This window comes from Gallaecimonas pentaromativorans (genome assembly GCF_003751625.1).
Classification (GTDB): Bacteria; Pseudomonadota; Gammaproteobacteria; order Enterobacterales; family Gallaecimonadaceae; genus Gallaecimonas; species Gallaecimonas pentaromativorans.
This window is the reverse complement of sequence record NZ_RJUL01000005.1, coordinates 40313-57024: the sequence shown is the minus strand read 5'-3', so window position 1 is coordinate 57024 and position 16712 is coordinate 40313. Positions and strand designations below refer to the sequence as shown.

At 60.2% G+C, this 16712-nt stretch carries 9 protein-coding genes; 1 reads left to right on the top strand and 8 read right to left on the bottom strand.

The window, feature by feature from the left end; all coding sequences use genetic code 11:
• Nucleotides 1-277 precede the first annotated feature (277 nt).
• Nucleotides 278-3277, top strand: coding sequence for a TonB-dependent receptor domain-containing protein (locus EDC28_RS10150; RefSeq protein WP_123421517.1), 3000 nt, complete (start codon nt 278-280; stop codon nt 3275-3277).
• 124 nt (nt 3278-3401) lie between these two features.
• Here the strand turns inward: EDC28_RS10150 and EDC28_RS10145 are convergent, their stop codons facing one another.
• From EDC28_RS10145 to nhaC, 8 genes are all read right to left on the bottom strand, one after another.
• Nucleotides 3402-6092 (bottom strand): DUF5695 domain-containing protein, encoded by a 2691-nt coding sequence (locus tag EDC28_RS10145; protein WP_148049834.1) that lies wholly within the window; start codon nt 6090-6092, stop codon nt 3402-3404.
• Nucleotides 6093-6106: 14 nt separating this feature from the next.
• A complete protein-coding gene (gene lacZ / locus EDC28_RS10140) occupies nt 6107-9244 on the bottom strand; it encodes a beta-galactosidase, LacZ type (RefSeq protein WP_123421515.1) in 3138 nt (1045 codons plus the stop codon).
• 65 nt (nt 9245-9309) lie between these two features.
• On the bottom strand, nt 9310-10746 hold the full coding sequence (locus tag EDC28_RS10135; protein ID WP_123421514.1) for an aldehyde dehydrogenase family protein: 1437 nt from the start codon (nt 10744-10746) through the stop codon (nt 9310-9312).
• Nucleotides 10747-10757: 11 nt separating this feature from the next.
• Entirely contained in the window at nt 10758-11756 is a 999-nt protein-coding gene (locus EDC28_RS10130) for a 4-hydroxyproline epimerase (RefSeq protein WP_123421513.1), read from the bottom strand.
• 16 nt (nt 11757-11772) lie between these two features.
• A complete protein-coding gene (locus EDC28_RS10125) occupies nt 11773-12669 on the bottom strand; it encodes a dihydrodipicolinate synthase family protein (RefSeq protein ID WP_050658309.1) in 897 nt (298 codons plus the stop codon).
• Nucleotides 12670-12792: 123 nt separating this feature from the next.
• On the bottom strand, nt 12793-14025 hold the full coding sequence (locus EDC28_RS10120) for an NAD(P)/FAD-dependent oxidoreductase (RefSeq protein ID WP_244946571.1): 1233 nt from the start codon (nt 14023-14025) through the stop codon (nt 12793-12795).
• A gap of 135 nt (nt 14026-14160) precedes the next feature.
• Entirely contained in the window at nt 14161-14811 is a 651-nt protein-coding gene (locus tag EDC28_RS10115) for a GntR family transcriptional regulator (RefSeq protein WP_050658307.1), read from the bottom strand.
• Between the two features lie 213 nt (nt 14812-15024).
• Nucleotides 15025-16449 (bottom strand): Na+/H+ antiporter NhaC, encoded by a 1425-nt coding sequence (gene nhaC, locus EDC28_RS10110; RefSeq protein WP_123421512.1) that lies wholly within the window; start codon nt 16447-16449, stop codon nt 15025-15027.
• Nucleotides 16450-16712 lie beyond the last annotated feature (263 nt).

Below are 16712 nucleotides of genomic sequence, written 5' to 3'. Positions count from 1 at the left end.
CGCCGCCCTTTGGCAACGCTTTGTTGCTAAAAGCCTGTAACGGCGCTGTGGCGCCGGGGCCTGACATATTCTGTCAAAGCCACGGCCAGCGCGGCCTTGGTGGCCTCCAAAAGTTTGAGCGAGATCTGATCATATAACGAATATCGTATAATATATTTGACATACGTTATTACACAGTGCAGTTATTAATCAGGTCAGACAGACTGTTCCGGCTTTCCCGATCTCGGCGAAAAAAGGGGTTCTGACACCGATAAGCGTGTTTAGCGAGAGAGAACCCATGACAAACCAAAAACCATTAGCAACTGGGGTTCTGGCTATCTGTGCACTGCTGGGAATAACCACACCCAGCCTGGTGCAGGCACAAGGCGCCAACACAGACAGCAGTCAGACTCAGAGTGACATTGAAGTGAAACCGGTCAGCGCCCAGACCGGCGTGGAAGAGGCCAGCGCCAAATCCAAAGACAAGAACACCGAGACCATCACCGTAACCGGCTCGCGTATTCAGCGCGCCGAGTACAGCTCCAACAGCCCGATCTCGGTGCTCACCAACAAGGAAATGAAGCTCCAGGGCACCACCAACGTGGAAGAGGCCCTGAGCCGGATGCCGCAGTTTACCGCCGACGCCAACGAGAACGTCTCCAACGGCTCTGACGGCAGCGCGCAAATCAACCTGCGCAACCTCGGCTCCAACCGGGTGCTGACCCTGATTGACGGCCAGCGCATCCTGCCCACCATGGGCATGGACATCAACTTCATTCCCTCAAGCCTTATCAAACGGGTAGACGTAGTGACCGGCGGCGCCTCGGCGGTGTACGGCTCCGATGCTATCTCCGGGGTGGTGAACTTCATCATGGAAGACAACCTCGACGGTTTTGTCTTCGACACCCAGGGCGCCGCTTATCAACACAAAAACGACAACGACTCGGTGCGCAGCCTGGTGGACAGCTACGGCTACCAGAACGCCAGCGGCTCGGTGTTTGACGGCAAGAAATACAACTTCTCCCTGGCTGGCGGCACCGATTTTCTGGACGGCAAGGGCAACATCACCCTCTATGGCACCTACCGTAAAACCAACCCCGTTACCCAGGACAAGCGCGATTACTCGGCGTGCTCGCTGAACGCCAACGACACCCTGGACGGCCTCGCCTGCGGCGGCTCCTCCAACAACCCCTGGGGCCGCTTTTTCGTGCTGAGCGGCGAGAACAACGGTGGCTCTTACAACAACCTCAAAGACGGTTCCAAAACCTGGGACACCTACAGCGATGACTACCTGTATAACTACACGCCGCTGAACTACATCCAGCGTGACGACGAGCGTTATACCGGCGGCTACATGGCCCACTACGACTTTGACAACGGCACCCGCCTGTCCAGCAGCTTCATGTACATGCATGACCGCAGCTTCTCCCAGGTAGCACCTTCGGCCCTGTGGTTCGGCTCGGACTTTGCCATCAACTGTGACAACCCGCTGATGAGCAGCCAGCAGGCCTCACTGCTGTGTGGCAGCGCCGCTGGCAGCAGCGATCAGATAGACACCTACGTGGGTTATCGCCTGGACGGCACCAATGCCCGAGCACGGCGTGACGACTTGCAGCACAGCGATTACCGCTTCAACCTGGCGGCCAGTGGCAACCTCACCGACGCCATTACCTACAACGTCAGTTACCTGCACGCCAAGGCCAATTACTCCGAGCAGTACCAGAACGACGTTGACCAGCTTAAAGCCGCCGACGCCCTGCTGGCGGTGGATGATGGCAACGGCAACGTGGTGTGTTTGTCCGGTAACAGCGGCTGCGCGCCCATCGATGTGTTTGCCTACAGTGGCATCTCCGATGCTGGCCTTGACTACATCCTCACCACCAGCGAGACCAACAGCGAACAGACCCTGGATGTATACAGCGCCTACAGCCAGATTGATTTAGACGCCTACGGCATCAAGTCGCCCTTCGCTGCCATTGGCCCGGCCATGGTGGTGGGTTTGGAGCATCGCCAGGAGGTGTATAACTTCAACGCCGACGCCGTCTCCGAGGCCAACGGCTATGAAGATGCCTACGGCAAAATCAAGGTGGACGAAGCCTACACCGAGCTGGACGTGCCGCTGGTGGAAGACGCGCCCGGCGTGAAATACCTGGGGGTTAACGGCGGCTACCGCCACTCCAAGTACAAAAACCACAACGCCAGCGACGCCTCAAGCTACAGCGCCAACACCTTCAAGTTTGAGCTGACCTACTCCCCCATCGACGATATCCGCCTGCGCTCGAGCTTCAACAAAGCCATCCGCGCCCCCAATATCAGCGAGCTGTTCTCATCGCAAAGCCTGGGTAACTACTCGGGTACCGATCCCTGCTCCGGCACCAGCCCTTCTGCCAGCCAGATTGAGTGTGCCAACAGCGGCGTAACCAGCGCCCAGTACGGCAATATCGTCGAGTGTCCGGCCGACCAGTGTGTGGCCATGTACGGCGGCAACCCCGACCTCAAGCCGGAAGAAGCCAAAACCTTCACCGCTGGTGTGGTACTGACCCCGCGCTTTATCGAGAACCTGAGCCTGAGCCTGGACTACTACCACATCAAGGTGGACGACTACATCAGCTCGGTTGACCCGACCCTGATCCTCAACCAGTGTATCGGTACCGGTTCAAGCTACTACTGTGGCCTGATCCACCGCAGCCCCAGCGCCGGCTCTTTGTTCGGCACCACCGGCTACGTTGTCTCCACCACCCTCAACACCGGCTACCTGCGCACCTCCGGTGTGGACATGAACCTCAACTACGACGTCGCCCTGAACGGCTGGGGTAGCCTCAACTTCAACCTGGTGGGCACCTGGCTCAAAGACATGACCACCGAGCCCCTGCCCGGTCTTGGCAGCTTCGACTGTAAAGGCCTGTACGGCCCCACCTGTGGCCAGCCTTCACCGGAATGGCGCCATAACGCCCGGGTCACCTGGGACACCCCCTGGCATGGCCTGGAAGTCTCAGCCCTGTGGCGCTATATCGGCAGCGTGAACCTCTCCACCAACGACAACAACCCGCTGCTGGCCGGCGACAGCACCTTCTATGTCAGCGACCATATCCAGGCTTACAGCTACCTGGACCTGGCCGCCAACATGCCGCTCACCGACAACATTCAGGTGCGCATTGGTGCCAACAACCTGCTGGACAAAGATCCGCCGATCATCGTCAGCAACCTGGCCACCGGTTTTGTCAACGGCAACACCTACCCTGGTATCTACGATGCCCTGGGCCGCGAGCTCTACGTCGGGCTCACTGCCAAGTTCTAAAACCGTCATGGCAACACTTTTGGCCCCTGTTAGGGGCCTTTTTTGTGGCGCCGTGTTGATAGAGGCCCCTGATATCTCCCCATAAAAAAGCCCCCGCAAGCGGGGGCTTTGGGGTTTATGGCCTTTAATCTTTAACCAGCTCCACCGTGGTGGGGCCGTCGCCAAGGGGGATAACGTAGCGCCCCTCGGCCTTTTGCAGGCTTGCCTTGGGGCGATAAGCGCCGCCCAAGGCCTCGATGCTGAGCATGGCGTTTGCGGTGTGGGCATCTTTGGGCGCCAGGGTCAGGCGCACCGTGCCGTCTTGCCCAAGGGTCAGCTGGCGAAAGCGGCCGGCATCGAGGGTCAGATACAGCTTTTGCGGCGCCAGGTAGGCACGGTTTTGAAAGGCGTCTTTGGGGGTGAGGGTCACCGCTTTACCTTGCTCACTGACGCTGCCACCAAAACCCAGCCAGCCAAAGCGGGGGTCTTTGACCAGATAACTGCCAATGCCAAAGGCGTGGCCGAAAAAGCTGGTGCCGTAGTCGCCGCTGTAAGGGTCAAAACGCAGCATGTCGGGGAAGCTATGAAAAGCCGCCGAGGCAAAGCCGTGCTGGTCGATATTGGTCAGGCCGCCCATCATGCCGCCGTAGGCCACCCGCAGCAGGTACAGATCCCCCGGGTTTTGCCGGTAGCTGTCGAGCAGCGGCAAGGCGTTGATGGTGGAGCCGTAATGGTGCAGCTGGCGCTCGATGCGGCTGTATTTACCGGCGTAGAGAAAATCCCAAAAGCGCCGGGCGCTGCCGTTGTAGCCCCAGTGCGGCTGGGTGAAGTCGTAGCCGAGAATCACCTCGCGGGTCTCGTTGGCCTGCTGGGTTTTGCCAAAGTGGCGCATCCAGGCGTACACCTCCTCCTGGCCGGTAGAATCCCAGGGCATTTCGCTACCGAAGGGGTACTTGAGAGACGCCCAGTGCTCGGCGCGTTTTTTCATGGCCGCTTCCAGGCGGTCGGCCTCGGTATTGAGGCCTTCTGAGCGCAAGTCGGCCAGGATGGCCACAAACACGCTGCCTTCCATCTGCCCGAATTGGGCGTAATGGGGGGCAAGCTCGGTCATGGCCATGCTGGTGTGGTAGGCCTGCTCCAGATACCAGTGCCAGTCGTGGGCTTTCACCAGCCCCTGGTGGAAGCGGGCCAGGCGATACAGTACCCACTGGGCGGCGGCGACATGGGGATAGTTGTAGGAGCGGCCCACATCGGCGGCGTCTTTTTTGTTCCAAGACGCCCAGGTGCTCCAATCGACGTTTTTGTCATAGGCAAAAGCGGGCAGCGCCTTGGGGTCGTAATAAAAGAGGCTTTTTTTAACGCCGTACTGCTCAGGGCCACTTTTTACCTGCAAGCGGCCATCCAGCACCTGGGTGTAAAAACGCTCGAACTTGGCCACCTCGCTGGCGTCGGGCTGGCCCAGCTCCTTCATGATGGCGGCCAGCCAGGGGCCGGCGCCCCCTTCGTCACTCAAACCGGCTATCCACACCCGCGGTTCTTGCAAAACAAGGTGGCCCGCTTCGTTATCAAAACCCAGCACCGCCGGGCCGCGGCCAAAGGGGTCGTCTTTGCCTTCATACCATTGCTGGTGGTAGAGGAACTGGCCCATTTTGGCCACGGCCTTGGCCATGGGATCGGTCACAAAGTAGTGGATGCTTTGCTCACTGCCGTCCTTGTAGCGGATATCGAGCCGCGCCCGGCCCCAGGCTTTGCCGGCCACCTTGAAATGCTGCCAGTCGCCTTTGGCCGGTGCCGGGGTGATGGCCAGGGCGCCTTGGGGGCTAACGGTGATAGCGGCAATGGGGCTTGGGCTATTCAAAAACAGCTCGGCCGGCATATCGGTAGGCACCACGTAACCGGGAATGCCCACCGCCACCGGCCGCTGGTTGGCCTGCAAGGTGCTTTCAATACCGCGAATGGAAGGCGAAAGGGCAAAGCGCAGCGCCGTTTGCAGCGTTTCACCGGCTTTTAGCACCCGGCTGGTGGGGTCGTTCCACTGCTTGGCGCCTTGCCAGTCGGTGTCGCTAAAGCCCTTGCTCAGCACCTGCCAGTCATAAAAGCCTTCAAAGGTGTGGGTGCGGTGGGTGGGGTCGTTATAAATCTTGGGGCTGCCATCGGCGTTTTTGGCGTCCAGCAGCGGCCGCCAGTTTTCAAGCCCGGCGTTTTGTTTGGGCAACACCAGCAGCGCCGGGCCCTTGCCATTAAGGCGGGCCACCTGCACATAGCCGCCGTCACGGCCCATATAGGGCTCGGCGTAGCTGGCCTGCTCGTGGGCCTCATCTAGGGTGCGGCCGGTGATGATGTTGTCAAACACCATGGGAATGCCCAAGCCACCAAGCTCGATGTCCCGGCCGCTGTGGTTAATCAGGGTAAAGCGCAGCACCAATTGGCCGTCTTGTTGCAGCCAATCCCGGCGCACCTCAAGGGGAATGCCGGCCAAATCGGCGCTGATATCGCTACTGGCCAGCAGCTCACCGCCAGCCTTTAGCGGCTTCACCTTGGTGGTGGCAAGGGCGCTGGAGAAATCCTGCCAGCCCCCCTCCCCCACAAAGCGCAGGCGAATGTCGATATCCCCCAGTTGGTAATAACCCGGGCCCTTGCGGTCGCTGTGGGCCGAGGGCAGAAAGTCAAACCCGCCAGCATCCTTGGGCTTCATGGCCAGCAGGGTCTGGGCATCGTCACTGAACGTGAGAGTAAATTGCGGCGTATTGATGGTCTGGGCCTTGGCACCGACGCTGGCAACCGCCAGGGCCAGCAGGCTTAGCTTAAAAGGCGTGAAACGGCATGGCATTGTCATTTAAACCCTTTTTGTCAAAGGCCCAGAGGGCTTAGGTAGAGGTGCAGGGCGTAGGGGCCCTGATGCTCGGCCGGCAATAGCCGGTACGGTTTATAAGGCAGCGCGCCCCAGCTGGTGTCGCCCCCCAAGCCGCGCTGGCGAAGGTCGAGGGTAACTTCGGTCAGCGGCCGAGGCTGGATATCGCTGGTGTGGCGGTTGGGGCCGTCTTTGGGCTGGTCAAAATCGGCCAGGGTGTTGTGGTGGGCGCCAAAGTCAAAGGTGGGCCCGCCGGTAATACGCAGGCCAATACCGGCGCCGTTGGTCAGGGCCAGCCAGCGGTTGTCGCTGCGGTTACCGTTTTCCTGGGGGCGAATGTAGGGGGTGTAAAGCTCGCTCACCTTGGCCTGGTAAATGCCGAGGTAGGCGCTTTGCTTGCGATCCTGATAGTTCTCCTGGGGGCCACGGCCATACCAGCGCGCTTGGTCAAACCCTTGAGGCATCTGGAATTTCACCCCAAAACGCGGCATCTCCGGCAAGTCTTTGGCAAGCTGCGCCTGGTAATCGAGGCGAATAACACCGCCGGGGCTGATGCGATAATCCAGGCTCCCTTGGCTGTGCAGGGTGGGAAAGGCGAGCGCCAGGTGCAACCGCAGGTCGGCGCCGTCTTTTTGCACCTTCACCAAGGTGACTTCGGCCTTGGCGGCCGCCTCTTTGTAAAAGGCCGCGCTTTGCTGGCCAAACTTGTTGCCGTAGTCGTTATCGGTAAGCGGCCGCCAGAAGTTGGGAAAGAGCCCCTCCTTCAAGGTTTCAACCCCTTTGACCCGGTAGCTTTCCAGGCGGCCATTGAGGGTGTTAAAGCGCATGGCAACAGCGCCGCTGGTTACGCTCACCTCGCCATAGCGCTGGCTGACCTCAAGGGCCGGGCCTTTGGTAGCCGGGGCCAGAGGCGGCGCTTTTTTCAGCACGAACTGCTCGCTTGCCACTTCAAAATCCGCCGGGCTGTAGGGGGTGGCGGCCTTTTGGAAAAAGTTGAAGGTCACGGCGTATTCGTGGCCGGGCCGGTAGTGAAAATCGGCCAACTGGCCGAGGGCAAAGCGCTGGCGGGCACGGGGCGCCGCCACCAGCGCCGGAGTGGCACCGGTGAGGATGGGCTGGCCGTCTTCGAGCAGCGTCCAGCGGCCGTAAAAACCGGTCAAATCAGTAAAATAAAAGCGGTTTTCAAGCTGGTACTGGCCGTGTTCAGTGCGGCTGATGGCCAGGTTTTGGTAGGTCTTTTTCACCTCAATCAGGGCCGGGTGCGGGCTGCGGTCACTGCTGACCAGGCCATTGGCGCAGAAGTTGCCGTCGTTCTGGCCGCCGGGGGGCTCAAAATCGCCGCCGTAGCCGAAATAGGCGCGGCCTTCGGCGTCGTGTTTGAGTAGCCCCTGGTCAACCCAATCCCAGACGTAGCCGCCTTGCAGTTGCCGGTGGCTGCGCACAAAGTCCCACAGCTCCTTGAGGTTGCCGTCGCTGTTGCCCATGGAGTGGGCGTATTCGATCCAGATAAAGGGGCGGTCGGGGTATTTGCCGAGATACTTGTCGGTGAGCATCTCCCGGTCGGCGTACATCCAGGAGATGATGTCGGTCATCTTCTGGTGGAACCAGAAGCGGCGGAACTCAAACTGCACTACCCGGCTTGGGTTCATGGCCTTGGCCAGGCGGTACTCGGCAGCCATGTTGGCACCGGGGCTTATTTCATTACCCAGCGACCAGGAGATGATGGACGGGTGGTTGCGGTCACGCAAAATCATGCCCCGCAGCCGGTCGAGGATGGCCTCTTTAAACTGCGGATCGTTCCCCAGGCCATGCTCGTCAAAGCCGTAGCCGTGGGCTTCGAGGTTGGCCTCGTCAATCACGTACAGGCCAAACTGGTCGCACAAACGGTACCAGTAAGGGTCGTTGGGGTAGTGGGAGCTGCGCACCGCGTTGATGTTGTTTTGCTTCATCATCTTGATGTCGCGCAGCATGCTCTCACGGCTGATGGTCTGGCCCGTTACCGGGTCGTGCTCGTGGCGGTTGACCCCTTTGATGGTCACCGCCTCGCCGTTCACCAAAAGCTGGCCGCCTTTGAGCTCGACGCTTCGAAAACCAATGGCTTGGCTGACCACTTGGCTGACTTTGCCGCCGTTTTTAAGGGTCAGCTCCAGGCGATAAAGGTTGGGCTGCTCGGCCGACCAGGCCTTGACGGCAGGGAGCGTGGCCTTGAGTGTGGCCTTACCGTGGCTCGCCGGCGCCAGGGCCAGAGCCTGGCTTTGCTGCCAGATAACCTTGGCGCCGTCATAAAGGCGGGCCTCAACCTCGCTGCTGGCCGGGAATGGCTCGGTGTTGGCCAGCTCTACCGCCAAATCCAGCGTGCCGTCCTGGTAGTGATTGCTCAGCCCCGCCAGGGCGTGAAAATCCCAAAGCGCGGTTTTAGGCACCATCTTTAGCTGCACATCGCGGGGAATGCCGCTCATACGCCAAAAATCCTGGTCTTCCAGGTAGCTGCCGTCGCTGTAGCGATACACCTCTAGTGCCAGGGTGTTGGCGCCGGGGTGCACCAGCTCGGTGATGTCAAATTCGGCCGGGAGCTTGGAGTCCTGGCTGTAGCCCACCTTGGCGCCGTTCACCCACACATAAAAGGCCGATTTGACGGCGCCAAAGGTGAGGATAATGCGCTGGCCATCGCTGCCCGCAGGCAGGGTGAAGTCGCGCCGATACGAGCCCACCGGGGCATAGCTGTGGTCAATGAAGGGCTTTTGCGGCTTGAAGGGGTAACCGGCGCTCACATAGATGGGGTAGTCATAGCCCTGCATCTGCCAGTTGCCGGGCACCGCTATCGTCGCCCATTGGCTGACATCAAAATCGGGCCGGTAAAAATCTTGGGGCCGGCCTTCTGGCGTAGGGGAGAAATGAAAGGCCCACTGGCCATTAAGGGAGAGCTGCTGGCTCGACGCCCCTTCTTCCCCGGCGGCCGCCAGGGCGGCGCTCTGGTAGGGGGTGAACCAGGCCCTTGCCGGTAATTTGTTTATCCGAAACACCGCCGGGTTTTCCCAGTCGTTGTCATGGCTGATGGCCGCAGGCGGCACCTGCTGGCAGGCCGATAACAACAGACTCAAAAGTGCATAGAACGGGGCTTTTCGGATAACGGTCACGGCAGTCTTCCTTAAATAAAAAAAGGGCCCGCAATGGCATCACCATCGGGGCCCTTTGGGCGGACTTAAGCCTTGAGGTAGGTCGTCCTGGTATGGGTGTAAAACGCTTTGGCAGCCCTGCCCTGCTCGCGGGCGCCGTAGCTGGAGGCGCCCACGCCGCCAAAGGGCACGTGGTAGTCGATACCGGCGGTGGGCAGGTTGATCATCAACATGCCGGCACGGGCGTAGCGTTTGAAATGCTCGCTGTATTTAAGCGAACCGGTGCAAAGGCCGGCCGAGAGCCCAAAGCGGCTGTCGTTGACCATGGCCAGCCCCGCCTCGTAATCGGCCACCCGAAACACCGCCGCCACCGGCCCGAAGATCTCTTCCTGGGCGATGGGGTCTGTGGCTTTGGCGTGGTCAAAAAGGGTGGGGGCGAAAAAGCACTCGGGCAAGGCCTCGGCGCTACCGCCAAACACCAGTTGGGCACCGGGGTGGCGCTCCATGGCGGCGCTCTGGCGGCTGATAAGCTCCTTCTGGCCTTTTGAAGCCAGTGGCCCGATGTGGGTGCCAGTATCCAGCGGATCGCCCAGGCGATGCTCGCTGATGCGAAGGCTCAGGCGCTCGACAAAAGCATCGGCGATGGCCTCTTCAACGATAATGCGCGAGGTGGCGGTGCAGCGCTGGCCAGCAGCCAGAAAGGCGCCGTTAAGGGCGGTTTCCACGGCGCTGTTAAGGTCGCAATCTTTGAGTACCAAGAGCGCATTGACGCCGCCCATCTCGGTTTGCACCGCCACGCCGCGCTCGGCAGCGGCCATGCGCACCTTCTTGCCGGTGGCCACCGAGCCGGTAAAGCTCAGGGCATCTACGCCGGGGTGGCTGCAAATGGCCGCGCCGGTCTCGCCGGCGCCCAGCACCATATTGACCGCGCCGGGCATAACGCCCGCTTTGGCAATAATTGCCATCAGCGCCGCGCCGGTGGCAGAAGAAAGCTCAGAGGGCTTCCACACCACGGTGTTGCCAAAGGCGAGCGCCGGGGCGATTTTCCAGGCTGGAATGGCGATGGGGAAATTCCAGGGAGTGATTTGGCCAATCACCCCTTTGGGGGCGTATTCGATTTCCACCATGGCGCCATTGCGGGTGGACTCGAGCCGCTCGCCGACAATGCGCAGGGCTTCGCCGGCAAAAAAGCTGAAGATCCGGGCGGCGCGGCCCACTTCGCCCTTGGCATCGCCGAGGGTCTTACCGGTTTCCCGGGCGATCAGCCGGGCCAGTTCGTCGCTTTGGGCGTTGATAAGGCTGGCCACTCTTGCCAAGGCGTCGGAGCGGGCCTCGATGCCCTGGTCGCGAAAGCGGCCAAAGGCCTCCTCGGCGCTGGCTACCGCCTTGGCAACCAGGGCGGCGTCTGCCACCGGAATGGCCACTTTGAGGTCGGTGGCATCGGCGGGGTTGTACTGGGCCAGCTGGGCCTCGCCCGCAACCAGCTCGCCGCCAATATGGTGAGATAATTCAATAACCTGCATTACAACTTTCCTTACACCACCAAGAAACCTTCAGGGAAGGGCTCCTGGTCATCAATCCAAATCTGGTTAAAGCCGGTGGCATAGGCCGTTCCCTGGATGGAGGGAATGATGGCGCTTTGCCCGGCAAGCTCGGTGGCCGCTTCCACCCGGCCGATAAAGCGGCTTTTGATATAGCTTTCGTGGATAAAGGTATCGCCGGGTTTGAGCACGCCCTTGGCCGCGAGCTGCGCCATGCGCGCCGAGGTGCCGGTGCCGCAGGGGCTGCGGTCTATGGCCTTGTCGCCGTAGAACACCGCGTTGCGGCCATGGGCATCGCTCGATGCCGGTTTGTCGGCCCACAGCACATGGCTGACGCCATTGATGGCAGGATTTAAGGGGTGTACCGGCTTGAACTGGGCCTGCACCGCGGCGCGAATTTGCGGGCTTAACCGCAGAATGTCACTGGCCGTGAGGCTGTCGAGGCCGCCATAACCCGGCTGCGGGTCGACGATGGCGTAGTAGTTGCCGCCGTAGGCCACATCCAGGGTCAGGGGGCCAAAACCGGGCACTTCAATCTCGATACCTTCGGCGGCCAGATAACTGGGCACGTTGCGCAGCTTGACCCATTCGACCTTGGCGCCGGTTTTCTGATATTCCACTTCGATAAGCCCGGCCGGGGCTTCCATCACTAGGCGCCCCTCGGTCTTGGGGGTAATAAGGCCGTGTTCCAGGCCAAAGGTGATGATGCCGATAGAGCCGTGGCCGCACATGGGCAGGCAACCACTGGTCTCGATAAACACCACCCCAAAATCGGCGCGCGGGTCCTTGGCCGGGTAAATAAAGCCGCCGGACATCATGTCGTGGCCACGGGGCTCGAACATCAGGCCCTTACGGATCCAGTCAAACTGGGCCATAAACTGCTGGCGCATGTCGCTAAGACTTTCGCCGCCAAGGGGCGGATGGCCGCCAACCACCAGGCGTACCGGGTTACCGGCGGTATGCCCATCGATACAGAAAAAGGTATGCCTCATGGTGCGGCCTCGACCGTTAGCGTTGGGTAGGACGGGTGGCGGCGGCTTTTTCCACCATGGCAATCACCTCTTCGCGGCGTTTGCCGGCCAGCGGCAGGCGAGGCATACGCACCCGCTCGGAGCCGCGGCCCATGATCTCTTCGGCAAGCTTGATGGCTTGTACCAGATCGTAACCGGCATCGAGGTGCAGCAGCGGCATGAACCAGCGGTAGATCTCAAGGGCGCGGGCCATATCGCCTGCTTTAAAGGCTTTAACCAGTTCCACTGACTCTTGCGGGAAGGCCGAGGTCAAACCGGAGATCCAGGCGCAGGCGCCCAGCATCATGCCTTCGAGGGCCACGTCATCAAGGCCGGCCAGCACGTGGAAGCGGTCGCCATAGGCATTGATAAGGTCGGTGTAGCGGCGGGTATCGGCGGCGCTTTCCTTGATGGCAACGATGTTGTCCACCTCAACCAGCTTGGCCAGGGACTCGATACCGATATTTACCCGGTAAGAGGTGGGGTTGTTGTAGAGCATGATCGGCAGGTTGGTGGCAGCGGCCACGGCCTTGAAGTGGGCGATCAGCTCGTCTTCGGTGGGTACATACACCATGGCCGGCAGCAGCATCAGGGCGTCGGCGCCCAGCTTCTCGGCGTCTTTGGCAAAGGCGATGGCGCGCTCGGTGGTGAACTCGGACACCCCGGCGATAATGGGGCTCTTGCCTTTGGCTTCCACGGCGGCAGCTACCACGGTGCGCTTTTCTTCGGGCTCCAGGGAGTTGTTCTCACCGCAGGTACCGATGATCACCAGGCCATCGACACCGTCATCGAGCAGATTGGTAAACCCTTGCTGGGTAGCCTTGAGATCGATTGCGAGGTTTTCGTCAAACTGCGTGGTTGCCGCAGGGAACACACCGGACCATTGCATACTCATCATTTCCTCACTGGATAGTTACAACTTTAAATTCAAATATACATTATATCGTATACCAAATTGGTTCAAGCCGTTATCTGTGACAGCTTGGTGAAATCTGAGCCAGGCCACATTTTTATTGGCCTAGCAGCCAAAACGCGCAAGCGAGAAAGGCGCCAGGGGCTGCGCCATTTTTTCGCCGCTTAGCAACTGGCCAAGCAAAGTCGCGGTGGCCGGCGCCAGGGTCAGCCCCAGGTGCTGGTGGCCAAAGGCATAAAAGAGATTGCTGGCTTTGTCGCTCTGGCCCATGGCCGGCAGGTAATCGGGCAGGGTCGGTCTGGCGCCGTGCCACTGGCTGAGGTTATGGGCAAAAGGCAGGCCGAGCTCGGCCGCGTGGCGCAGCAGTTGCTGCCATTTGCGCGGGTCGGGTTTGGCATCAAGGGAGCTCAGCTCCACAAAGCTGCAGGCCCGCAGCCGGTCGCCAAAGCGGGTCACTATCAGGGAGCGGTCTTCAAACACCACCGGCGGCAAACCGGCAGGCCAGAGGCTGTCGTCGCAGTCGGCTTCGATGTGATAGCCGCGCTCGGCCATCAGCGGCACCCCAGGGTGGATACTGGCCAGCACTCTGGCCGAAGCGGCCCCGGCGCATACCAGGATTTTGTCAAAGTCCGCCCCGCCGGGTAGCGTCGCCCTGCCCTCCTTGATAACCAGCGGCGCGGCGCTTTGGCTCAGCCACTGGCCACCCCGGGCGATAAAGGCGGCTTTTAACGCCTTGGCCAAAGCTTGATGGCGGGCAACCTGGCCGGTGCCGGTAAAGGCGATGCCCCCTTGCAGCGGCTCGGTTATTTTTTTCTCCAGCACTTCCAGCGCTTCTTGAGAAAGCGGCGCAAAGGCAGCGGTGCCAATATCGGCCTGCTGCCAGTGCTGCAAGCCCTTGGTAGCGCTTTTGGACGACTCCCACAGCACCCAGTGCCCGGCGTTTTGCACCAAGGCCGGCTCGCCCAGCTCCTCGGCCAAGGCAGCCCAGGCCTTGTCGGCATTGGCCACCAGGGCGCCAAGGGCGGCCTTGCCTTTGGCAAAACGGCGAGGGGTAGCGGCTCTAAGGTAGCGCCAGATCCAGCGATAAATGCCGGGGGCGGAGAAATCAAAATCCAGGGCGCCCCCTACCCGAAACAGGCGACCAGGGGCCGAGCGGATGGCGGCGATGGACGCCAGGGGCGCCGGCTGCTCGGTGGCAATGTGGCCGGCGTTATTCCAAGACGGCGCCGCCAGGGCCGGATCGTCGTCCAGCACCGTGACATCAAAGCCGCGGTTTTGCAGGTGAAAGGCACAGCAGCGGCCCACTACGCCGCCACCGATGATCGCAATACTGGGCACCTTCTGCTCCGTCGTCCTGAGAACCTTATTCCGTATACTATATATAAAATACGAAGTGAGCAACGCACCACAGAACCTGCCACAGCGGCGTTTTGGCGCCATAAAAAAAGCCAACCCGGAGGTTGGCTTTTTGGCTTATTCGGCCTGGAGCTGCTGGCGCAGATCGTCCAGGGTGCCTTTGGTGTGGTCTTTGATGAGCTTTTTGACCAGCTTGGCGTCGCGGGCCATCCAGGCATCAAAGATCAGTTGATGCTCGTGGAAGGCGCTCTCTTCACGATTGGGTGGCTCAAGGTGCTTGCGCACGTAACGCTCGGACAGCAAGTGCAGCTTGAGCAGTACGTTCTGGGTGACGCTACGCTTGGCCGGGGCCGTCAGCGCCAGGTGGAACTGGCGGTTGATGGACACCGCATCGGGAGAGCACTCATCCGACAAGGCGCGTAGCTTGATGAACACCTGCTCGGCATAGGCACGCTCTTCGTCGGTTGCAACTTTGCAGGCGTCGGCAGCGGCCTCTGGCTCCACCGTCATGCGCAGGTGAAACACATCTTCGGCTTCGTCTATGGTCAGCGGGCGGACCAAAAAGCCCCGGTTGGGGTGCGAGATCAGCAGGCCGTCGTGTTCGAGACGGGTCAGCGCTTCTCGCAGCGGGATCTTGCTGACCCCCAAGCCCTTGGACAGGGCATCCTGGCGGATCGGCTTGGAAGGGGCCATGTCATTCGACAGGATCCGTTCGCGCAAGATCTCGTAGGCCTGTTCGGACAGGGTCTTGACCACAATTGATGACATATTGGCTCCGAAGCCTAACGGCGGTTTCTGCAAAGCGCGGTGCTGGCACGAAAGAGGATAGGCTTATCTAGGTGCGGTATAAGTAACAAGCTTAGGCAAACATTATACTATATACCCGCTGCACTGCCTACTGCCTGGCGCCTCGGGCTTTTATACAGTGTGTTTGCCAAGGATTGCCAAAAAATGAAAAGCCGGGGTAGAACCCGGCCTTTTTTATTCCGCTTCCAGCGCAGCCTCGGGCGCCTCATCTTTGCTCTTTTTTTTATCGAAGCAAAAGATGTTGGCGTAGCAATAGAAGATGGAAATCGACAGCCCGATAAAGTGATACCACAAATACGGCAGGTAGGCGGTGGTGGCTACCCCCAGGGTGGTGGCCATAAAGACGCCGCCATCGGTCCAGGGGATCATCGGGGTGGTGACTGTGCCGCCCGCCTCGGTGTTACGAGACAGCACCCGCCGGTCCACCCCCAGCTTGTCGTAGTTCTTGGCAGTAATAGTGGTAGCGGTGATAAGCGACACATAGGCCGCGCCCCCCAGGAAGTTCCCCAAGAAGCCAGCAAAGATGGTGGACAGCCCCAAGCGCCCCTGATTGGTGGCCCAGCGCTGCAGGCCGTTGGAGATGGTGGCAAGCACCCCGGTGACTTCCATCAGGCCGCCAAGGCCAAGGGCCAGCATCACCAGCATGATCACCTCCAGCATAGAGACAATGCCGCCGCGGTTAAGCAGGATATTGAGAAAATCGAGGCTTGATTGAATGTGGTTGCCCTCGTAGAGGGTCTTGATGGCCGCCACCAGCGGCATCTGCTCGAACAGGCAAGCCCACACCACCCCCAGCACGGCGCCAAAGAAAATCACCGGCACTGACGGCAACTTCATCACCAGCATGGCGATCACCGCCAGCGCTGGCAGCAGCATGTACCAAGCAATTTGATATTGCCCAGCCAGCGCTTCCATCACCTGGGTAGCCCGGCCGACGCTGCCGCCATGGCCGTACTGAAAGCCCACCAGCAAAAACAGCAAACCGCTGAGGGTCACTGCCGGCACCGCCACGTAGAGCATGGATTTTACGTGGTCGATAAGCCCCACTTTACACAGGGAGGCGGTCATGACCGTGGTATCAGACAGCGGCGAGAGCTTGTCGCCCACGTAGGCGCCGCTGATCACCGCCCCCGCCACCAACGGCATGGGGAAGTTAAAACCGGCGCCAATACCCATCATCGCTACCCCAGCGGTACCGGCGGTACCAAAGGAGGTGCCGGTGGCAAGGGAGGTGATCATGCAGATAAAAAACGCCGCCATCAAAAAGATGTTGGGGTCCATCACCGACAACCCCAGGTAGATGATGTTGGGCACGATGCCACCGGCCATCCAGCTGCCAATGAGGGCGCCAACGGCGATCAGCACCAAAATGGCATCCATGCCCTGGTTAATGCCGGCAGTAATACCGTCTTGCATGCGGCCGTAATCGAGCTTGAGGTATTTACCAAAGCCCAACATCACAAACCAGCAGCCCAGCAGCGCCAGTTGGATGGCCATCTCCAGCACATGGACGAACAGGAAAATCACCCCGATGATGGCCAGGGCCAGCAGCGAGATCTCCAGGGCATTGGGTAGGCGGCGGGAAGAGGGCTCTGTCATAACTGAAATCCTAACGCGTTGTTTTTATATGAATGAAGTCGCCAGCATCGCTTTGGGGCGCCGCTAAAAGCAGGGCCGTTACCAGGCCATTGCGCCGCCGCCAACAAAGCGAATAAAAAATACCGTATACGATTTAAAAAGAGAGAACAACAGCTCATACCGACACCAGAGGCGCCGGAAAGTGACCTGCGTCATAGGATGAAAAACAATCTGGATTGAACGTCTTGGTGGATTCAGCGAGGAAAAGGGGAGAGCCAAGCGGA